The organism is Halomonas sp. Bachu 37 (assembly GCF_039691755.1).
Lineage (GTDB): Bacteria > Pseudomonadota > Gammaproteobacteria > Pseudomonadales > Halomonadaceae > Vreelandella > Vreelandella kashgarensis.
Window position 1 is genome coordinate 1,444,161 of sequence record NZ_CP137552.1, and the last position, 21,374, is coordinate 1,465,534.

A 21,374-nucleotide genomic window follows, 5' to 3' on the forward strand; every position below is an offset into this window, starting at 1 on the left:
CGTGACCCTGTCGACATTATCGGGTCACACGATAACGCCACGCCCGAAGCGGCTTCGTCTACACGTCACAGGACGATGTCCGGCCCAGGGTGACAAGTTCAACATCGTGCCGGTGGTCGGCGTGGGCGAATCGATGAATGCCAGGTGTTGGCGGAGTCAGCAGGGCCGGATGGGCGTGACACCCACCGAAACACGTCCTGCCTCCGCCACGTACTCGACATGATCACACTGGAGGGGATTCAAGCCTTTCCCAGTGGGGCGCTACAGCATCCATGACATGTGCGAAGCACAAGCACACTGCACTCAGCGGTTCGCCTACGCCGCCTCATCATCAGCGAACGCCGGCACGCAACGTCATGCGAGACAACATGAAACGGATGCTCATCAATGCGACCCAGCCCGAAGAGCTGCGCGTCGCGCTTGTCGATGGTCAACGCCTCTACGACCTGGATATCGAATCCGGCGCTCGTGAACAGAAGAAAGCCAATATCTACCGCGGCAAGATCACTCGAGTAGAACCCTCACTGGAAGCCGCCTTCGTGGATTTCGGTGCCGAGCGCCACGGCTTCCTGCCTCTCAAGGAAATTTCCCGCGAATACTTCGTCAAGGACGTCTCCGGCCGCCCCAGTATCAAGGAAGTCCTCAAGGAAGGTCAGGAAGTCATCGTCCAGGTCGACAAGGAAGAGCGCGGCAACAAGGGCGCGGCACTGACTACCTTCATCAGCCTGGCCGGTCGCTTTCTGGTCCTGATGCCGAACAACCCCCGCGCGGGCGGCATCTCGCGGCGCATCGAGGGCGAGGAGCGCAGCCAGCTCAAGGAGGCCATGGGACAGATGACCGTCCCTGACAAGATGGGGCTGATCGTGCGTACTGCGGGCATCGGCCGCTCTCCTGAAGAGCTCCAGTGGGACCTCGACTATCTGGTCCAGGTGTGGGAATCGATCACGTCCGAAGCCGGCAAGCGCTCGGCCCCCTTCCTGATCTATCGTGAATCCAACGTCATCATTCGCGCCATGCGCGATTATCTGCGCCAGGATATCGGCGAAGTCCTGATCGACAGCCCCGAAGTCCATGCCGAGGCACTCGGTTTCATTCGCCAGGTAATGCCGTCCTACCAGCAGAAGCTCAAGCTCTACGCCGACGAAGTGCCACTGTTCTCGCGCTTCCAGATCGAATCCCAGATCGAGACCGCCTACGAGCGCGAGGTCAAGCTGCCTTCCGGCGGTTCGATCGTCATCGACCATACCGAAGCGCTGGTTTCCATCGACATCAACTCCGCCCGCGCCACCCGCGGCAGCGATATCGAAGAGACCGCCCTGCAGACCAACTCCGAAGCCGCCGACGAGATTGCTCGTCAGCTGCGCCTGCGGGATATCGGCGGCCTGGTGGTGATCGACTTCATCGACATGGGCCCGGCGCGCAACCAGCGCGAAGTCGAGAACCGCATGCGCGATGCACTGAAGTTGGATCGCGCCCGGGTTCAGATCGGCCGTATATCGCGTTTCGGCCTGATGGAAATGTCGCGCCAGCGCCTGCGGCCCTCGCTGGGCGAGACCAGCGGTGTGGTCTGCCCCCGCTGCAACGGCCAAGGTACCATTCGGGACGTTCGCTCGCTGTCGCTCTCGATCATGCGCCTGATCGAGGAAGAAGCCATGAAGGAGCGCAGCGCGCAAATTCGCGCCATTCTTCCCGTGCCGGTAGCGACCTACCTGCTCAATGAGAAGCGCAGCGTGCTGGCCGATATAGAAGCACGCCAGGGTGTTCGTGTGGTGTTGCTGCCCAACCCGGACATGGACACGCCCCATTACGATGTTCAACGTCTACGTGACGACCATCTCGATGACGACGATTCCAGCAGCCTGTCCAGCTTCGAGCTTTCCACTGATACCGAGGTGGGCAAGGAGCCGAACCACAGCTTTGCGCCACCGGCACAGCGCGCCGAAGCCGCGGTGAAGAGCGTGACTCATAACGCTCCGGCTCCCGCGTCGTTGCAAAAGGAGAAGCCGGCCCCCGAGGAGGCGCCTAGCGTCGCTCCGGCAACCACCAAACCGGCTTCCCGCACAAGCGAGGGCGAATCGGGCAATGTTCTGGGTCGCCTGTTCCGTGGTGTTGCCAAATTGCTCGGCGGCGAAGAAAGCAGCTCCAGCACCCAAGCCACTCCAGCCGCCGCCGATACCCAGGCACGCCGGGGCGCATCGCGCGACGAACAACCCTCGCGCACCCGTACCCGTTCGGCCCAGGCAGACAACGAGCGCCAGGAGGCACGCCAGGCATCTCGCCCTGCGCGTGGTGAAAGCCGCAACGACAAGCCTGCCGAAGAGCGCGGCACTCCTAGCCGTTCGCGCAATAACCGCCAGCGCAATCGCTCGGAAGATGCCAAACCCGCCCAGGACAAGGCGAATCAGGACAAGGCCAGCCAAGACAAGCCGAATCAGAATAAGCCGAACCCGGCTAGGTCCGGCAAGCCTTCGCGCAAGGATAACGCCGCGGCCAAGTCTGAAGAGAACAAGCCCGAAGAGAACAAGTCAGTAGACAACAAGCCCGAAGAGAGCAAGCGCGGAGAGAAACCCGAGACTCGGGCCAAGGCCGGGAACAGTCCTGCTCCCGAACCCAACGCCGAAGCTGCGGACAAGAAGGATGATGGCAAGCCCAAGCGTACCCGCAACAACCCTCGCAAGCGCACGCGCAAGCACGCCATCCAGCCTCAGGCCGAAGCCGAGCAGCTCAAGCTTCAGGCGCAAGCGCAGGATGACGAGCAAGCGTCTGCCAACGCGGCTGAAAGTGCCACCTCACCCGTAGCGGAAAGCGCTTCGAAAGCAGCGCCGGTAGCAGTGGCTAAAGAAGCACCAGCAGCCAAGGAAGCGACAGCGGTCAGCGAGAACGAAAACGCAGCGGCAAGGAAGGAAACTGCGAAATCCCAGCGGCAGGAAAAAACCGATGCTGCTGCCTCACGGCAGGCACCGGCGGTCGAGCCGGCTGCCAGCACGCCCGAAGCAGAGCTATCTCCCGACGCCCAAGGGCCGGCCGATGCCCAGGTAATGGCGGATGTCACCGCACCCAGCGAGCCACCCGCTACGCCGGAACCAGAGGTAAAGGATGAGGCGCAAGCTGACGCAGAAGTAGCGCAGAAGACGCCGCAAGCGGCCGCGGACGACGAAACCGCTTCTGCTACCGGGGTCTCTTCAGCCACCGACGCGGAGGCTAACCAGGAGCAGCAGCTAGATGCGCTTGGGGAGCCTGATGCATCGCCCCGTGATAGCGAAACGCCCGAGGCGGCTGAAGCTGAAGCGACGCACACCGCTGCCCCGGTGCATGAAGAGCAAACCCCTGCGCAAGATGAAGTGGCTGGCAATAAGCCGGACGAGACTCCCCAGGCCCAGCCTGAGGAGCCTAAAGCCGAGCAGCCCCCGGTAAGTGACGAAACCCAACCTGTCGAAGCCAAGGAAGAGCAAGTCCAGCCTCGTCCCTCCGAAGCTGCGCCCACCCAGCCGCAGGATGTACAGGTAACCGGTGATGGCGAGACTCCATCGAGCGAGCCTACAGCGGAAGCGCCCGAGGTGACTCCGCAGGCACAGACGGAGGCAACCGCCGACGAGCCGAAGCAGGACGCCCAAACGAAGGCGGACAAGCCGCGCCGACGTCGGGCTCATAATGACCCACGCGAATTGCGCAAGCGTCAACAAGAGGGTGGCAGCGAATAAGCGCCTCCCAGTAACCAGAAACCCCGCAAGCTCACGCTTGCGGGGTTTTTTTATGCTTGTGCAATGACCAAGTCGTGCAGTTTCTACTCCAGCAGGCGCGGCTCGGGCTCGAGGGTAACCCCAAACTCCTTCTCGACCGTTGCCGCGATACGACCGGCCACCTCCAGTAGTTCTTGGCGGGTGCCTCCACCAAAATGCACCAGCACCAAGGCTTGCCGCTCATGCACGCCGAAGGCGCCGCAACGCCAGCCTTTCAAGCCACAGCGCTCGATCAGCCACCCGGCGGCGAGCTTGGTGATACCGCCAGGCTGAGGAAAATTGGGCATATTGGGATAGCGTTCCAGCAACTGCTCCGCCTGGTCACGGGGTACTAGCGGGTTCTTGAAAAAGCTTCCGGCATTGGCCAGCTCGGCGGGGTCGGGCAATTTTTCCTCGCGAATTGCGCATACCGCCCTGGCCACGTCCAGGGCACTCGGCTCGGAGCCGACCCGACGGGCAAGGTCGCCATACCCTAGCCGGGGTGTCGGCACACGACTCAGCCGCAATACCAGCCGAGTGATGACGGCCCTGCCCGCCAGCTCATGCTTGAAGATACTGTCGCGATAGCCCAGGCGGCACTCGGCTCGGTCAAGCCAGCGTAGCTCTCCACTGGCGATCTCCATAATTTGCACCGCTTCCAGCACGTCGCCCAACTCCACGCCATAGGCACCGATATTCTGTATCGGTGCGGCTCCGCAAAGCCCCGGGATCAAGGCCAGGTTTTCCAGCCCCCAGTAACCTCGCGCCGCCATTTCCATCACCAGCGGATGCCAGGCCACGCCGGCCCCCACGTGCAAGCCCACATGGGATTCACCCTTCGCCCCGGTCAGCCACCATTGGCGCAAGTCAGGAGTAATGACGAGGCCGGGCAGATCGGCAGGAAGAAGTACGTTGCTGCCGCCACCCAAAATAGTCACTTTCCGTTCGGCGGCAGCTGCCTGGCCCAGCGTGTCACGCAACTCACGCAAGGTTCCGGGCCTGGCGTAATACTCGGCCCGGCAAGGCAGGCGCAGAGTGTTGGCGTGGCTGAGTTCGTGTTGGCGCAGCACTATTTATCCCCACGCTGCAGATGAGCAATGAAGCCTTCACTTGCCTCTTCGATCAGGTCGAGCACCGTTTCAAACCCTTGCTCGCCGCCATAGTAAGGGTCGGGGACCGCTTTTTCAGCGGTATCGGCATAATTCAGAAACAATTCCACTCGTGCCTTGCTACCGGCGGGTTGTTGCGCCTGGAGCGCGCTCAGGTTGTCATGATCCATGGCCAGCAGGTAGTCGAACTCATCGAAGTCCACAGGCGCTAACTGACGCGCCCGCAAGGTGCCGATATCGATACCGCGACGCAAGGCGGCCTCGCGAGCCCGTGCATCCGGCCCCTTGCCGACATGCCAGGGGCCGATGCCGCAGGAATCCACGCTGACTTCATGCTGCATCCCGGCCCGTTCCAGGGCGTGGCGAAACACCCCCTCGGCGGAGGGCGAACGGCAGATATTGCCTAGACAGACGAACAGAATCTTCATCGGTGGGCTCCCGCCGGGTTGGACGAAGGGCTGACGATCTGCATGAGCGCTCGCACCCGCGCCAGATCCTCCGGGGTATCCACCCCGGCAGGATTGATCTCGCAGGCCAGAGCAACCTGAATGGCATGTCCATGATGCAGCGCGCGCAACTGCTCGAGCTGCTCGAGCTGCTCGAGCATCGCCGGCGCCCACGTGCGGAACTCATGGAGAAAACCGGCACGATAGGCATAGAGCCCTATATGGCGCAGCCAGCCATCGGTTTCCAGCAGCTCGGGGCGGCGGGCGAAATGCTCGCGGTCCCAGGGGATCGGAGCACGGGAAAAATACAGGGCGCGTCCGGAAAGTGCTCGCACCACCTTGACCACATTGGGGTTGAACAGGGTGTCGATATCACTGATGGGCTCCGCCAGCGTGGCCATCGAGGCGCCATCATCATCTGCCAGCCGCGCGGCTACCTGATCGATGAGGGCGGGAGGAATCAACGGCTCATCCCCCTGGACATTGACCAACAGCGCTGCATCGTCGAGTCCCAGCCGCTCGGTCACCTCCGCCAGGCGGTCGGTGCCCGAGGGGTGATCGGGACTCGTCATCACGACCTCCGCGCCATACGCTTGCATGGCGCGCTCGATACGCGGGTCGTCGGTCGCCACGACCACCCGGCTGGCGGCGCTTTCGCACGCCCTTCGCCACACATGCGCGACCATCGGCTCGCCGGCAATGTCGAGCAAAGGCTTCCCCGGCAGCCGCGACGAGCCGAAACGCGCCGGCACCACGGCGATAAACTCCACCGCCGCCATTACGCTTCTCCCGTGCGCCCGGGCGAAGGGGGAAGTTTCTCGTCGATATCCATTACTCTTGCTTCTTCCGGGAGCATGACCGGAATATCCTCGCGGATGGGGTAGGCCAGGCCATCGTAATGACAGCGCAGCTCCTCTGCCTCACGGTCATATTTCAGCTTGCCCTTGCACAGCGGGCAGATCAGCATCGCCAGCAGTTCCTTGTCCATTGCAGGTTCTCCGCTTCAGGTAATTTCCAGTAGGCGTGTTGCCAACCAGTCCTCAAAGTGTGGGGGCAGGTCGGCTTCCACTTCCAGTATCCAGGTATTGCTTGGGGCCAGCTCGCGGCACTTGACCGCATCCTTGGCGGTTATCACGATGCTACGCTCATCGCCGAAAGCGAAATCCTCCGCTCGAAAACGATGATGATCGCCCAGCGCATGCCAGTCACCCTTCACCCCCAGGGATGTCAGCGTCTTGAAGAATCGCTGCGGATTGCCGATACCCGCAAGGCCGTGGACAGGCTGCTCGAAAGGAAGGGGCTCGAGGGGAGCGCGAAGGCCATCCAGCCTTCGCCATGCCGTTGGCTTCAAGGTCATGGCAGTGAAGTCCACGGCGAGCACCTCGCCGAAAGACGCCGCTTCGCAGCCACCGTTGACGATCACCTTGTCCACGCGTTGCAGGCGTTCTGCCGGCTCGCGCAATGGGCCGGCGGGAAGACATTCGCCATTGCCCAGCCCACGCGACCCGTCGACCACGACCAGTTCGATATCCCGCGCCAGTGCCAGATGCTGCAGACCGTCGTCGCTGAGAATGATATCGCAGCCCAGCGCCACCAGGCGCTGCGCGCCCCTCGCCCGCTGGGGGTCGGCAACCACCGCCACACCCGTCTGCTGCGCCAGCATCAGCGGTTCATCGCCGCTGTGTGCCACCGGGGTGTCGGCATGAACGTCGAGGGGGTAGCTTGGCGACTTGCCGCCGTAACCCCGCGAGACAATGCCCGGTCGATAGCCACGCGCGACGAGCCAGCGCGCCAGCCACGCCACCAGGGGGGACTTGCCGGTTCCACCGAGAGTGATATTACCCACTACCAGCACAGGGACCGGTGCCCGCCACTGGTTCTTGTCGCCTCGGCGGTAGGCGGCTTCCCGCCGCGCCATGGCATAGCGATACAGCGCCGCCAACGGACGCAACAGCTTGAGCCAGCCGCTACCGCGATAGGCGGCTTTCACCCAGTGTTCACTCGGGCTCATGGGCGTCCTGAAACTGCAGTTTATGCAGCGCCGCATAGGCGCCGTCTCGAGCCAGCAATTGCGCGTGGGTACCCTGCTCAACGAGCCGTCCCTGGTCCATCACCACGATTCGATCGGCGCGTTCGATGGTCGAAAGTCGGTGCGCGATGACCAAGGTGGTGCGCCCCTGGCACACCGCCTCGAGCGCCTTCTGGATATAGCGCTCGGATTCGGTATCGAGTGCGGAGGTGGCCTCATCCAGAATCAGAACGGGGGCGTCCTTGAAGATGGCACGGGCGATCGCCAGGCGCTGGCGCTGGCCGCCCGAGAGCATGACGCCGTTCTCTCCCACCGGAGTGGCGTAGCCTTGAGGCAGCTGTTCGATGAATTCATGAGCATAGGCCGCACGCGCCGCGGCCTCGATTGCCGCCGGGTCGGGATTGGATGCGCCGTAAGCGATATTCTCCGCTACCGTGGCGTTGAACAGCGTGACCTGTTGAGAAACCAGGGCGATCTGACGGCGCAAGGGGCCCAGACGGTAGCGCTCCAGCGGCACGTCATCGAGATAGATCTTTCCGTGGCTGGGATGATAGAAGCGCGGCAACAAGCTGACCAGGGTCGACTTGCCACTGCCGGAACGACCGACAATCGCCACCATCTCGCCCGGCTCGACCTCCAGATTGATTCCCTGCAGGACTTCCGGTTGTTCCTCGGCGTAGCGAAAGCCCAGCTCGCTCAAGACGATCTTGCCACGCAGGCGCGACACTTCATGATCGCCGTCATCGCGCTCCGCCGGCACTTCGAGCAGACCGAAAAGCTCCCCCGCCGCGGCGATACCTTTCTGGATTTCGCTGTTTATTTCGGTCAATTGGCGAACGGGCTTGGCCATCAACGCCGCCGCAGTAATAAAGGCCACGAATTCCCCCGGCGTCATTTCGGCAATCAGGCTCGGCGCCATCGCCACCCAAACCAGCAGGGCCAGGGAAAGCGCCACCAGCAGCTGGATCACCGGTGTACTGGTGGCCTTGGTAACCGCCTCTTTCATGCTCTGCCGGCGATTCTCCTCGCTGACCCTGGCAAAGCGCTGCTTCTCGTACTCTTCGGCCCCGTGGGTTCGCACCACCCGATAGCCCGACAAGGCCTCGGAAGCCACATGGGTCACGTCCCCCATGGTGTGCTGGATGCGCCGGGATATGCGCCGGAAACGCTTGCTGGCATAGCTGACCACTCCGGCGATCAACGGCGTGACGGCGAGAAACAGCAGTGTCAGCAGCCAGTTGGTCCACAGCAGATAGGCCAGTAGTCCAATGACAAACAACCCTTCGCGCAGCAGTATGGTAATGGCCTTGGTCGCCGCGCCGGCTACCTGTTCCACGTGGTAGGTCACCCGGGAAACCAGATGCCCACTTGAGTGGTGATCGAAGAACTCACCCGGTAAGTGCAGTAAATGATTGAATACATTACAGCGCAGCGCATGGATGACGTGACGCGCCACCGATGTCATGAAATAAGTGCCGAGAAAAGTGCCCAGGCCACGGGCGGCGAACATGATGACGACGAACAGGGGCAAAAACAGGCGAAAACCAGCATCGGGGTTCTGTATGCCATCGATCAGGCGCTTCATCATTTCCGCCAACGCCGTGCTCGAAGCCGCATAGATGACATAGCCCAGTGTCGCCAAGGCAAAAGCCCGCCAGTGGGGTTTGACGTAGCCCAGCAGGCGTTTGTAGAGCGTCCAACCAGATTCGTGAGTCAACGCAAGCTCCCGCTCGTCAGGGTTCAGTAGGGATTTCGGGGCAGGCTAACCAAGGCCTCTGCCGCCTTTTGCCGAGAGATTCACCGCTGTTGCCGGTGCGATAGATCTCGTGCAGGCGATTCTACCCCATGGCAGCCGCCATCAACACCGCGGGAGGCCATGGAAGACGGAACGCATCGAGCTCACCCGAACGCCATCCCCGCGCCCCAGCTCCACATCGATGGCACCATCATGAGCGGTATTCCAAAGGCAGCTCTGCTCACGGCGAAACCGCCTCACCACGTCGTTGTCGGGATGCTGGAAGGCGTTATCACGACCGGCGCTGAAGATCACGTGGGTGGGCGTCATCTGCTGGACGAATTGCGCTCCCGAACTGCTCCGGCTGCCATGATGGCCCGCCACCAGCACATCGACACCTGGCTCGAGCTGCGCCAGAAAGCGTCTTTCTTCGTCGGTGCCCACGTCTCCGGTGATCAGCAGGCGCTGCTGGCCCACCGAGACTTCCAGCACGCAGGAGCGCGCATTGGCCGGCAGCGTATTCTCCCCCCGAGGCGGCCATACAATGCGATAGGAAACATCATCACGCTTCCAGTTCTGCCCGGCAAAGCAGGGGGTGAACGGCAGACCAACGGTTTCCCCTTGCGGCGCCAGCACGTTCTTGACCTGATGTTCATCCATCGCTGTCACGCCTCCGGCGTGGTCGTTATCGGCATGGCTGATAATGACCGTATCGAAAGACTGCCCGGGTGGCCACAGCCCGCTCAAGGGCATGAAGCCGGAGCCGAAGCGAGGCCCGGTATCGTAAAGCAGGCGATAGTTCGCCGAACGCAGGTCGATCAATTGCCCTTGGCCCACGTCATGGATACGCACCGTAAGCAGGCCCGGCGGTCTCGCGTCGGGCTCGCTCACCAGCAGCAACGCCCCCAGAAGTCCCGTGGTCCCCAGGCGTAATGCACCGGGCAAGCTAGGTAAACCCCAAGCCAACGCCAGCAGGCCCAACCCCAGCGCCAACGGCACAAGCCATTCGCCTGGTGGCTGCCACAAGGGAAACCATTGCACGCCGGCTTCGAGCGCGACGATCAACGGCTCGAGCGCCTGGGCGAATAGCCACCAGCAAAGCGTCCCCAGCCCGGGCACCCACGCCACCAACCAGCCCACAAGCGCCAGCGGCACCAGTATCATGCTCACCCAGGGCACCGCGACCAGATTGATCACCGGGGCTGCCGGAGCGACACGCGAAAACGCCAGCAATACCGCTGCCGCCATCAGCGGAGCCAGTAACAGCTGGGTGCGTGTCAGTCCCCACAGCCAGCCGCGCCACCCTTGGGGCCGTTTTCGTCCCTGCCAGATCACGATCAGCCACGCCACGGCCAGAAACGATAGCCACATGCCCGGGCGCCACACGGCCAGGGGATCGAGCAATACAACGATGGCAAGGGCCAGCCACCACCCCTGCCAGGGACCCGGCGCGTGACGGCCGCTGGCCACCCATAACCCGACCAATGCCATGATCATGGCGCGCAATGCCGGGGGCGACATACCCGACAAGGCGGTATAGCCGATGGCAGCACTTCCCGCCGCCCACCACGGCCACGCTCGCAAGCGCCAATTCAGCGGGGTCACCAGGCGAGCCACGATCCGGCTCAAAAGCAACGCAAACGCGGTGATCAGACCAATATGCAAGCCGGAAATCACCACCAAATGCGTAGTGCCGCTGGCATTGAGCAGCTCCCAATCCTCCGGTTCAAGCCGTTCGCTCGCCCCTAGTGTCAAGGCCGCCAGCCAGCGACGCGCCTGTCCAGAAACAGGTTGTCGATCCAGGTAGTCCAGGGCCATTTGCCGCAAGGAAGGTGACGGCGGAGCCAGGCGAACGGGAGCCGGGGCGGCGCGCACATAGCCTGTGGCCTGGATTCCCTCGCGCCACAACCAGGCCTCATAATCGAAGGTGTCGGGATTGACGAACCCCCGTGGCGGACGCAGGCGCAGCGTCAAACGCCAGCGCTCGCCCACATCCATTTCAATAGACGAATAGAAGCTTACCCGAGCTCGGCGCAATGCATTGCAGTCCGGCCTTGCCGATGGGGCATGACAGGATTTCACTGCAAGCAAGAGCCGCTGGGAGTTGGGCTGCTGATCATGTTCGAGGATCACAGCTTCAACCTGAAGATCTTCGCCGCTCAAGCCCAAGGGCAGAACACCTCCCCGTTGAAGGTGGATGCTCGCCGACGCCAGGACCAAGGCAAGCACCAACAGCAATCGCCAGGGGTGGCGCCATACGGCCGGCAGCAGGATGAGCGCCACGCTCGCTAAAAACAGAAACGGTGAAACCCAATAGACATTGCCTGGCAGGGCGAGGCCTACGCCAAGCAATGCGGCAACCACCACCGGGACAGCCACGCCTGTCTGCACCCCTTCCTCCTATCCCCTTGCGCCTTGGCTGCCTTGGCTGATTTTTTCCGACAATGCTATCCCATGGCGGTGGGTACGCCTTGTATGGATAATGGCATCTATCGAAGCAAGCGAGCACACCGACATGCCGCGCCGGTTTCTGCAGCGCCACATGCCCAAGCCCGATACCTTACGGCGCCAACGTTCGCTGCGCTTGCTGGCCCCATTGATCGCCGATCCGGCATTATGGGTACTGTCGCGACGCAGCGTGGCCAACGCCTTCAGTGTGGGCCTGTTTTGCGCGATGCTGCCCATTCCCTTCCAGATGGGAGCGGCCGCGCTGGGCTCCTGGTTGAGCCGCTGCAATCTGGCGCTCTCGGTAGGACTGGTCTGGATTACCAATCCCTTGACCATGCCATTGATTTTCTATGGCAACTACCGTCTGGGTAGCTGGCTGATCGATACTCCCTTGCGCGAGCCCCCCAGCCGCATCTCCACTCGCTGGATCGCCGAGCAGATGACCGACATCATGCCGGCGCTGATACTCGGCTCCCTGGTGACGGCGGTATGCCTCGCCCTGGTAGCCAACGTCATGATTCGGCTGCTCTGGCGATGGCATGTATCGCGCCACTGGAAACTGCGCCGGCTTAAGCGACGCCAGCGTCGAGAGCGCATCGAATCGGAATTCGATGACTTGAACGGTTAGACGAGCTGAGTCACCAGACGCCCCTCGTCAAGTCGCAGGACACGATCCTGATGCGCTGCCAGGCCGATATCATGCGTCACGATGACAAACGCACAAGCGCTCTCGCTGGCCAGTTCATCCATCATCGCAAGAATATTGGCCGCCGTGGCCTGATCCAGGTTACCGGTCGGTTCATCCATCAGCACCAGGCTCGGGTCGGTCACCAGAGCGCGAGCGATAGCGACACGCTGGCGCTCGCCGCCGGAAAGCTCGCCCGGCTTGTGGCCTGCCCTCGCCTGCATCCCCACCCGTTCCAGCAGAGACATGGCACGGGCCTCGGCATCCTTCTTGCGCTGCCCACGCACGATCAACGGCAAGGCGGCGTTCTCCAGCGCGGTGAACTCCGCCAGGAGATGGTGGAACTGGTAGACGAAGCCGATATAGCGATTGCGAAAACGTCCCAGGGCCGTCTCGTTCAAGCCGGCCAGGGGCTCCCCGGCAATCAATACCTCGCCGCTGGTGGGCCGGTCCAGGCCACCAAGCAAGTTGAGCAGGGTCGTCTTGCCCGAGCCGGAGCTGCCCACTACCGCCACGCGTTCGCCGGCATGAACCCGAAGCTCCAGATCGTCCAGTACCGTTATATCCTGTGGCCCTTCCTGATAGATCCGCGTCAGGTTGTGGCAATCCAGCATCAGTGCCGGTCGTTCCGCTGTTCTGCTTTGACTCATGCCATTCTCATTCATAGCGCAATACATCCGCCGGCTGCACACGTGCGGCGCGCCATGCCGGGTAAAGGGTGGAAAGGAATGTCAGGCCGAAAGCCGCCAGGACGATATCGCGTACATCGGCCCAATGCAGCCGTGACGGCAAGTCACTGATGAAATACACCCCGGCATCGAGGAACTGGATACCGAAGATGTTCTCCACCCATCCGATCAAGTCCGCGATGGTCAACGCCAGCAGCACTCCCAGCCCCACCCCGATGGCAATTCCGATCACGCCGATGGCCAGGCCCTGAACGACGAAGATGCCCATGATCGAACGCGGCGTCGCCCCGATGGTCCGCAAGATGGCGATATCGGCTCGCTTGTCGGTTACCACCATCACCAGGGTGGAAACGATATTGAACGCCGCCACGGCGATGATCACCGTCAGCAATAACGCGATCATGCGCTTTTCCATCTGGATGGCCTGGAAGAGATTGCCGTGGGAGAACGTCCAGTCGCTACCGCGATAACTCGGCCCCAGCTCGTTGAGGATAGCCTGGGTTTCGCTGCCCGCCACGAACAGGTCGTTCAGTTCCAGACGCAGCCCGCCCACGGCATCGCCAAGGCGCGCCAGGGTCTGCATGTCTTCGATATTGGCATAGGCGAGGTTGGCATCGAGATCCGCTCCAACGCTGAAGATACCGCTGACGGTAAAGCGTTTCAGGCGCGGGAAGACCCCGGCGGGAGTAATCGAGGCCTCCGGCACCAGCAGCGTGACCCGGTCACCAATGCCGACACCGAGGTTGCGCGCCAGCATGGCGCCCAGTACCACGTTCCATTCACCCGGTTCCAGATCGTCCAGCCGCCCCTGGCGCATGTGTTCGCCCACGATCGACACCTGGCCTTCCCACTCGGGGTTGATGCCGTTGACCATTGCTCCGGCGTTACGCCCTCCCACGGAAAACATGCCCTGCTGTTCCACGTAAGGTGCTGCACCGATGACCCGCTCACGCTGCACCAGCTGTTCGGCCAGCGCTTGCCAATCGGTCAAGCCGTTTCGCGCCTCGATCTTGGTATGCGGCACCATGCCCAGGATACGTGTTCGTAACTCGTGGTCGAAACCGTTCATTACCGACAATACCAGGATCAACACCGCCACCCCGAGCATCAAGCCCAGCATCGAAGTCAGCGATATAAAGGAAATAAAGTGATTTCGCCGCTCGGCGCGCACGTAACGCAACCCGACGAGAAAAGGCAAACGATCAAGCATGGATACATTCCTTATCAGCAAGCGCTCATGGTACGGTTTTTTGGGCTCGCCTGCATGGTATGAAAGCCGTCTCTTGCATCGTTTGCCCAGACGGCATAAATTGCGCCGGTTTATTCCACCGCCAAGTCGCACCGAAGCCGCGTATCCACTGCCGACTCGGTTGTGAACACACCCAACGATCCCGAGGTTCCATGAGCTATCGCCTGCTTCCCGAATGGCACGCGCAAGATGCCGTGCAGTTGACCTGGCCACGCGCCGATAGCGACTGGTCCGCCTTGCTTGAGCGCATCGAGGCCACGCTGGAATCGATCGTGGTAGCGGTCGCTCGCTATCAGCGCGTGTTGATCAGCGTGCCCGACAACGCGACACAACAGCGGCTCGCGGCGCTGTTCGAGGCATACGCTGTAAACGATGACCGGCTCGAACTGGTGACCGCCGCGGCGGATGATACCTGGGCGCGCGATCACGGTCCGCTTACGGTAGCGAACGATGGCACTCTGAAATTACTCGACTACACCTTTACCGGCTGGGGCGGCAAGTTCCCCGCCGAGCGCGATAATAGCCTGACGCGACGGCTTGCCGAGGCCGGCGTCTTTGCCGTGCCGGTCGAATCCTGTGACATGGTGCTCGAAGGCGGCGCTCTCGAGACCGATGGCCTCGGCACGCTACTGACCACCGAGGCCTGTCTGCTCAACCCCAACCGTAACCCCACGCTTAACCGAGCTGAGGTGGAAGCCAGGCTGAACGCCGAACTGGGCATCGAGCGCGTGCTGTGGCTGGCCCATGGCCACCTGGAAGGCGATGATACCGATAGTCATGTGGATACCCTGGCGCGCTTTTGCGACCCTTCTACCATCGCCTACGTTCGCTGCGATGATCAGGGCGACCCACATTATCCGGCATTCAAGGCCATGGAGGCGGAGCTTCAAGCGTTTCGCCAGACCAACGGTGAGCCCTATCGGCTGATCCCCCTGCCCTGGCCGCAGGCGTGCCACGACCCGGAAGACGGGCACCGGCTCCCTGCCACCTATGCCAATTTCCTGATCATCAACGGGGCGGTGCTGGTGCCCACCTATGGCGACAGCGCCGATCTGACCGCCCTCAAGGCGCTGGAAGCAGCCTTTCCCACCCGCGACATCGTCGCCATCGATTGCCGCAGTGTCATCCGCCAGCACGGCAGCCTACACTGCCTGACCATGCAACTGGCGCAAGGAACCCTGGCTGCCCGCTCGATCCTACGCCCCGCTGACTGAGGAACTCCCATGTCCAAGACACTTCGCGTTGGCCTGGTGCAACAAGCCGCCTGGCCCGACAAGGCCAAAAGCCTGCAGGAAAGTGAAGCCGGTATTCGCGAGCTTGCCGCCCAAGGGGCCGAGCTCGTGTTGCTGCAGGAACTGCACACGACCCACTATTTTTGCCAATTCGAAGATACCGCCCTGTTCGACCTGGCCGAGCCCCTCGATGGCCCCAGCGGACGCTATCTGGAAAATCTGGCCCGCGAACTGGATATCGTCCTGGTCGGCTCGCTGTTCGAACGCCGGGCGGCTGGTCTGTACCACAACACCGCCGTGGTGTATGACCGAAAGCAAGGTCGCGTGGGCCATTATCGCAAGATGCATATCCCCGATGACCCCGGCTTCTACGAGAAATTCTACTTTACCCCCGGCGACTACGATCCCCAGCGACAGACCGGCTTCACGCCGATCGCGACCTCGGTGGGCCGCCTGGGGCTACTGATCTGCTGGGACCAGTGGTATCCGGAAGCCGCACGGCTGATGGCGCTGGCCGGTGCCGACATCCTGCTCTACCCCACGGCCATCGGCTGGGACCCCAGCGACGAGGCGGACGAAAAGAGCCGCCAGAAGGATGCCTGGACCTTGATCCAGCGCGCCCACGGCGTCGCCAACGGGCTGCCGGTGATGGCGGCCAATCGCGTCGGTTTCGAGGCCGATCTCTCGGGCTCGGGTGAAGGAATAGACTTCTGGGGAGGGAGCTTCATTTGTGGGCCCCAGGGAGAACTGCTGGCCCATGCCGGCGAGTCCGCCGAACGCCTATGCGTGACTCTCGACATGGGACGCGGCGAGAGTACCCGGCGGATCTGGCCCTACCTGCGCGACCGCCGAGTCGACGCCTATGGCGAGCTTACCCAGCGCTACCGGGACTAGAAGTGCGTACCAAGCCCGCCCCGCTTCGGAATTCGAGTGGGGCGGGCCAGCGCAAGACTTACTTCCAGAAATCGCGGATCGAGGCGATTCCCTGGGCACCGACGGCACGGGCATGGTTGGCGTCGAAGCGCGTCATGCCGCCCAGAGCGAAGACCGGCATTCCCGCACGCTCGACCAGTTGCTGAAAATCGTGCCAGCCCAAGGGCGACACATCGGGATGGGACGGCGTGGTACGCAGCGGCGAAAGACTGACGAAGTCGCAACCCAGAACGGCCGCCTGATCCAGCTGCTTACGGCTGTGGGTGGAGGCGGAAAGCCACTTGTTCTCGGCGATCGGCCGGCGCTCCAACGACATCAAGCGTTCGCTGGTGAGATGTATACCATCCGCATCGACCTCGTCGAGCAGACCAGGCTCGCCATTGAGTAACAAGCGAGCGTCGTATTGACGGCATAACGCCAGGGCGCGCTTGGCTCGCGCCAGATAGGCCTCGTGCTCCAGCTCTTTTGCGCGCAGCTGGACGAGGCGAATGCCGTCTTCCTGTAAGGCTCGCTCCAGGCGCGTATCGAAGCGGGCCTCGTCACCTTCCTCACCGGTAATCAGATACTCCGTGGGCAGCATCACGGCGCGCAGTATGGGCAAGTTGGCCGCCGGAAACGGATAATTGACCAGCTCTTCCATGGGCACCCAGCGCACCGCCTGGCCTTCACGGCCGAACGGTTCACCGGAGTAGGCATGCACTTGCCATACGTCCAGCAGAATATGCTTGTCGGTGTATTCGTGGTGGACCCGAATCAGAGGCTGAGCGCGGGTAATTTCCACACCTAATTCCTCATGCAGCTCACGTTTGAGCCCTTCCAGGCCGGTTTCGTAAGGCGCGAGCTTACCCCCGGGAAACTCCCACAGCCCGCCATGATCCACACTGGATGGGCGGCGGGCCAACAGCACCTGTTTCTTGTCGGCGCTGATGATGGCCGCCGCCGCTACGTGAACCCGTCGTTTTACCAATACATTCATTACGTCTTTTCCACTTTATCCATGGCGGCCAGCCGGCTCCGGCGGGAATACCGCTTTGCTACGGGAACGATAGGATTGCCGGCCCCGGCGTGGGCCAATTAGCTGCGATAATCGGCGTTGATCGATACATAGTCGTGAGACAGATCCGATGTCCAGACGGTGGCGTTTTCCTCGCCCCGCCCAAGGTTGATACGGATCGTCAGCTCGTCACGAGCCATTACCGCGCTTCCCGCCTCTTCGCTGTAGCCTTGCGCCCGGCCGCCGTTCTCCACCAGGCGCACGTCGTCCAGGTCGATCACCACGCGTTCGACATCAAACTCGTCAACCGGCGCCCGCCCGACCGCGGCAAGAATCCGTCCCCAGTTGGCGTCCGAGGCGTATAACGCCGTCTTGACCAGTGGCGAATGCGCCACGGTGAAAGCGACCGCCAAGGCCTCTTCGCGGTTTTTCGCTTCATTGACCTGCAAGGTAACGAACTTGGTCGCACCTTCGCCGTCGCGAATGATCGCTTGAGCCAGCTCGGTCATCACCCGCTGCAAGGCGTTGCGAAACACCGCCACTTCGTCTTCGCTGCTTACCGAGGCACCCCGCCCCGTTGCCACCAGCATGCAGGCATCGTTGGTCGAGGTATCGCTGTCGACGGTGATGCAGTTGAAGGAACGGTCCACGGTCTCGCGCAACAACCGTTCAAGTAGCGTTTGCTCGATCGCGGCATCGGTTACCACGAACCCGAGCATGGTGGCCATGTCGGGCTTGATCATGCCCGAGCCCTTGGCGATTCCATTGATGGTCACCTGCTGCGAGCCGATTTCCACACTGACACTCGCCCCCTTGGGGCGTGTGTCGGTAGTCAGGATGCCCTCTCCGGCCGATTTCCAAGCCGCATCGTCACTTGCCCGGTTATGCAAGGCGTCGGGCAGACCCGCCAATAGCGCCGACATCGGCAGCGGTTCGCCGATCACCCCGGTGGAGAATGGTAGCACCGCCTCCTCGGTGACACTGGCAAGGCGCGCCAGCTCGGCACAACTTTGCCGGGCATCGCGCAGCCCCGTCTGGCCCGTACCGGCATTGGCATTGCCCGTGTTGATCAAGAGATAACGCGGTGCAGTGCCTTGTGCCTGGCAGCGCTCAAGGTGCTCGCGGGCCACCGTTACCGGGGCGGCACAAAAGGCATTGCGGGTGAAAACGCCGGCCACCCTGGCCCCTTCCGGTAGCTCGATAACGACCAGGTCACGACGGCCGGCCTTCTTGATGCCCGCCATCGCGGTACCCAGACAAACCCCCTCGAGGGGGGGCATGTCGGGAAAATGTGATTGTCCCACAGCCATGCAGGTCTCCTTGCGCTTGGCAGACAGTCTTTGGCGTGTCGTCAGCTGAGCTTGCCGCAACACTGCTTGTATTTCTTTCCCGAGCCACAAATACAGGGATCGTTGCGTCCTACCTTGGGGCCTTCACGGCGCGCGGGGCGCGCCTCGCTGTCGGTGGGTGACTCCTCACCATCGGCGGAGAGGTCATCGTGACGGCTGGAAGCGGTCGCCTTCTCGCGCTCGAGTGCCTCGCGGCGCTGGCGCTCCAGGGCTTCGACTTCTTCCGGCTGGCGCACCTGAACATGGCTCAGGATACGGGCGACATCGGCCTTGATGTTGGTCAACAGGTGCTGGAACAGCTCGAAGGATTCCCGCTTGTACTCCTGCTTGGGATTCTTCTGGGCGTAGCCACGCAAATGGATGCCCCGGCGCAGATGGTCCATCGATTGCAGGTGTTCCTTCCACCGGGTGTCCAGTACCTGGAGCATGACCTGTTTCTCGAAGCGCCGTATCAGCTGCTCTCCCGCGGAGGCCACCTTGGCGTCATACGCTTCCCGATGCATCTGCTGCAAGCGCTCGCGCAGCTGTTCTTCATTGAAGCGCTCGTCTTCCTCCATCCATTGCACGACCGGCGCGTCCAGGTTGAACTCGGTCTTGAGATGCACCTCAAGACCGGGAAGATCCCACTGTTCGGGCAGGCTTTGCGGCGGCACGTAATCGCTGATGGCGTCTTCCATCACCTCTTCACGAATACCCAGCACTGACGCAGACACTTCATCGGCCGCAAGAATCTCATTGCGCTGTTCGTAGATGACCCGCCGCTGGTCGTTGGCAACGTCGTCATATTCCAGCAACTGCTTGCGAATATCGAAGTTACGCCCCTCGACCTTCTTCTGTGCACGCTCCACGGCGTTGGAGACCATCTTGTGCTCGATGGCTTCACCGCGCTCGAGCCCCAGTGCCTGCATCAGACGCTTGACCCGGTCGGAGCCGAACAGGCGCATGAGATTATCTTCCAGGGAAAGGAAGAAGCGTGTCGAGCCCGGATCCCCCTGGCGACCCGCCCGCCCGCGCAACTGATTGTCGATGCGCCGTGATTCGTGACGCTCGGAACCGATTACATGCAGGCCACCCGCCGCAAGGACGGCTTCATGGCGCGCCTGCCACTCCGCCTTCAAGCTCTCCACTTGCGCTGGGGTGGGGTTTTCGAGCTTCGCGACTTCCGCTTCCCAGTTGCCCCCCAGCACGATATCGGTTCCGCGTCCGGCCATGTTGGTGGCAATGGTGATCGCCCCGGGACGCCCGGCCTGGGCAATGATTTCCGCTTCGCTCTGGTGCTGCTTGGCGTTGAGGACATTGAATGCCAACCTCGCCTCCCGCATCAGGCGCGCCAGGTACTCGGAGGTCTCGATCGACGCGGTACCCACCAGGACGGGGCGGCCCGCCTCGGTCTGCACCTGCACATCCTTGATGATGGCTTCGAACTTCTCTTCACCGCTGAGATAGACCAGGTCGTTGAAATCCTGACGCGCCAGAGGACGGTTGGTGGGAATCACCACCACGTCCAGGCCGTAGATCTGGCGGAACTCGAAGGCTTCGGTATCAGCGGTACCGGTCATGCCGGCCAGCTTCTGATAAAGGCGGAAATAATTCTGGAAGGTGGTCGAAGCCAGGGTCTGGCTTTCGCGCTGTACCGTCAGGTTTTCCTTGGCTTCAACTGCCTGGTGCAGACCTTCCGACCAGCGCCGTCCCGGCATGCTGCGGCCGGTATGTTCGTCGACAATGACTACCTGACCGTCGGAGACGATATAATCCACGTCACGGTGATAAAGGTGCCGGGCACGAAGCGCCGAGTGCATGTGCTGCAACAGATTGAGGTTCTGGGCGGCGTAAAGGGAGTCTCCCTCCTTCAGCAGTCCCTCGGCGCGCATCAACTCCTCGACGCGGTTGTGCCCCTGTTCGGTAAGCTCGACCTGCTTCTGCTTCTCCTCGAGCAGGAAATCACCGGTGACAGTCACTTCGTCGCCTTCGATCTCCTCTCCTTTTTCCAGGTTCTGGGCCAGGCGGTCGACCACCTTGTAGAGTTCGGTATTCTCGTCCACGGCACCGGAGATGATCAGTGGGGTGCGAGCTTCATCGATAAGAATCGAGTCGACTTCATCGACGATGGCGTAGTGCAACTCGCGCTGCACCTTGTCCTCCAGCGAAAACGCCATGTTATCGCGCAGATAGTCGAAGCCGAACTCGTTGTTGGTGCCGTAGGTGATGTCGCAGGCGTAAGCATGGCGCTTCTCCCCACCGCTCTGGCCGGAGAAGATCACCCCAACCGACAATCCCAGGAATTCGTACAGCGGGCGCATCCATTCCGCATCTCGCCGGGCCAGGTAATCGTTGACGGTGACGACGTGGACTCCCTTGCCGGGCAGGGCGTTCAAGTAAACGGCGAGCGTGGCGACCAGGGTCTTGCCTTCCCCGGTTTTCATCTCGGCGATGCGCCCCTTGTTGAGCGTCATGCCCCCCACCATCTGCACGTCGAAATGGCGCATGCCCATAACCCGCTTGCTGGCTTCGCGCACGGTAGCGAAGGCAGCCGGGAGCAGGCTATCCAGGGGTTCTCCGTTATCCAGACGTGCCCGCAGCTCCGCGGTCCTGGCGCTCAGCTCCGCATCGTCCAGGTTTTCCAGCTCGCTTTCCAATTCATTGATATGCCGCACACTTTTCTGCATGCGTTTGACTTCACGGTCGTTTTTCGAACCGACGACTTTGCGCAACAAATTATTGATCATGAAACGTCCACTATCTGCGTATGGCCTATTC

Annotated in this window: 16 protein-coding genes; 4 read left to right on the top strand and 12 right to left on the bottom strand. The window is 62.0% G+C overall.

What is annotated here, in order from left to right; genetic code table 11:
- Positions 1-368: 368 nt before the first annotated feature.
- Positions 369-3,701 carry a ribonuclease E gene (gene rne, locus R5M92_RS06650; RefSeq protein WP_346798802.1) on the top strand — a complete coding sequence of 1,111 codons (3,333 nt, stop codon included), beginning with the start codon at positions 369-371 and terminating at the stop codon, positions 3,699-3,701.
- A gap of 83 nt (positions 3,702-3,784) precedes the next feature.
- On the opposite strand, the gene murB is transcribed toward rne, so the two are convergent.
- From murB to R5M92_RS06685, 7 genes are all read right to left on the bottom strand, one after another.
- Positions 3,785-4,789, bottom strand: a complete 1,005-nt coding sequence (gene murB / locus R5M92_RS06655; RefSeq protein WP_417339068.1) for a UDP-N-acetylmuramate dehydrogenase — start codon at positions 4,787-4,789, stop codon at positions 3,785-3,787.
- Positions 4,789-5,256 (bottom strand): low molecular weight protein-tyrosine-phosphatase, encoded by a 468-nt coding sequence (locus R5M92_RS06660; RefSeq protein WP_346798804.1) that lies wholly within the window; start codon positions 5,254-5,256, stop codon positions 4,789-4,791. Before R5M92_RS06660 ends, murB begins: the two co-directional genes overlap by 1 nt.
- Positions 5,253-6,053, bottom strand: a complete 801-nt coding sequence (gene kdsB, locus R5M92_RS06665; RefSeq protein ID WP_346798805.1) for a 3-deoxy-manno-octulosonate cytidylyltransferase — start codon at positions 6,051-6,053, stop codon at positions 5,253-5,255. Before kdsB ends, R5M92_RS06660 begins: the two co-directional genes overlap by 4 nt.
- Positions 6,053-6,262, bottom strand: coding sequence for a Trm112 family protein (locus tag R5M92_RS06670; protein ID WP_346798807.1), 210 nt, complete (start codon positions 6,260-6,262; stop codon positions 6,053-6,055). Before R5M92_RS06670 ends, kdsB begins: the two co-directional genes overlap by 1 nt.
- A 15-nt stretch (positions 6,263-6,277) precedes the next feature.
- Positions 6,278-7,285: a tetraacyldisaccharide 4'-kinase gene (lpxK, locus tag R5M92_RS06675; protein ID WP_346798808.1), complete on the bottom strand. Its 1,008-nt coding sequence runs from the start codon at positions 7,283-7,285 to the stop codon at positions 6,278-6,280.
- Complete coding sequence (gene msbA, locus R5M92_RS06680; RefSeq protein ID WP_346798809.1) at positions 7,272-9,020, bottom strand: lipid A export permease/ATP-binding protein MsbA; 1,749 nt, start codon at positions 9,018-9,020, stop codon at positions 7,272-7,274. Before msbA ends, lpxK begins: the two co-directional genes overlap by 14 nt.
- A gap of 141 nt (positions 9,021-9,161) precedes the next feature.
- A complete protein-coding gene (locus R5M92_RS06685; RefSeq protein ID WP_346798811.1) occupies positions 9,162-11,429 on the bottom strand; it encodes a DNA internalization-related competence protein ComEC/Rec2 in 2,268 nt (755 codons plus the stop codon).
- Positions 11,430-11,553: 124 nt separating this feature from the next.
- Here R5M92_RS06685 and R5M92_RS06690 point away from each other — a divergent pair, with 124 nt between their 5' ends.
- Entirely contained in the window at positions 11,554-12,114 is a 561-nt protein-coding gene (locus R5M92_RS06690; protein WP_346799281.1) for a DUF2062 domain-containing protein, read from the top strand.
- On the opposite strand, the gene R5M92_RS06695 is transcribed toward R5M92_RS06690, so the two are convergent.
- Positions 12,111-12,821: an ABC transporter ATP-binding protein gene (locus tag R5M92_RS06695; RefSeq protein ID WP_346798813.1), complete on the bottom strand. Its 711-nt coding sequence runs from the start codon at positions 12,819-12,821 to the stop codon at positions 12,111-12,113. The genes R5M92_RS06690 and R5M92_RS06695 overlap by 4 nt on opposite strands.
- A gap of 7 nt (positions 12,822-12,828) precedes the next feature.
- Entirely contained in the window at positions 12,829-14,070 is a 1,242-nt protein-coding gene (locus R5M92_RS06700; protein WP_346798814.1) for a lipoprotein-releasing ABC transporter permease subunit, read from the bottom strand.
- Between the two features lie 191 nt (positions 14,071-14,261).
- Between R5M92_RS06700 and R5M92_RS06705 the strand changes: the two genes are divergently transcribed.
- Together R5M92_RS06705 and R5M92_RS06710 are read left to right on the top strand one after the other, a co-directional pair.
- Positions 14,262-15,323, top strand: coding sequence for an agmatine deiminase family protein (locus R5M92_RS06705; protein ID WP_346798816.1), 1,062 nt, complete (start codon positions 14,262-14,264; stop codon positions 15,321-15,323).
- A gap of 9 nt (positions 15,324-15,332) precedes the next feature.
- Positions 15,333-16,235, top strand: a complete 903-nt coding sequence (locus R5M92_RS06710) for a carbon-nitrogen hydrolase (RefSeq protein ID WP_346798817.1) — start codon at positions 15,333-15,335, stop codon at positions 16,233-16,235.
- A 58-nt stretch (positions 16,236-16,293) separates the two neighbouring features.
- On the opposite strand, the gene R5M92_RS06715 is transcribed toward R5M92_RS06710, so the two are convergent.
- From R5M92_RS06715 to secA, 3 genes are all read right to left on the bottom strand, one after another.
- Positions 16,294-17,250: a Nudix family hydrolase gene (locus R5M92_RS06715; protein WP_346798819.1), complete on the bottom strand. Its 957-nt coding sequence runs from the start codon at positions 17,248-17,250 to the stop codon at positions 16,294-16,296.
- 98 nt (positions 17,251-17,348) lie between these two features.
- Positions 17,349-18,578, bottom strand: a complete 1,230-nt coding sequence (gene argJ, locus R5M92_RS06720; RefSeq protein ID WP_346798821.1) for a bifunctional glutamate N-acetyltransferase/amino-acid acetyltransferase ArgJ — start codon at positions 18,576-18,578, stop codon at positions 17,349-17,351.
- A 41-nt stretch (positions 18,579-18,619) separates the two neighbouring features.
- Entirely contained in the window at positions 18,620-21,343 is a 2,724-nt protein-coding gene (gene secA / locus R5M92_RS06725) for a preprotein translocase subunit SecA (RefSeq protein WP_346798822.1), read from the bottom strand.
- Positions 21,344-21,374: the final 31 nt, after the last annotated feature.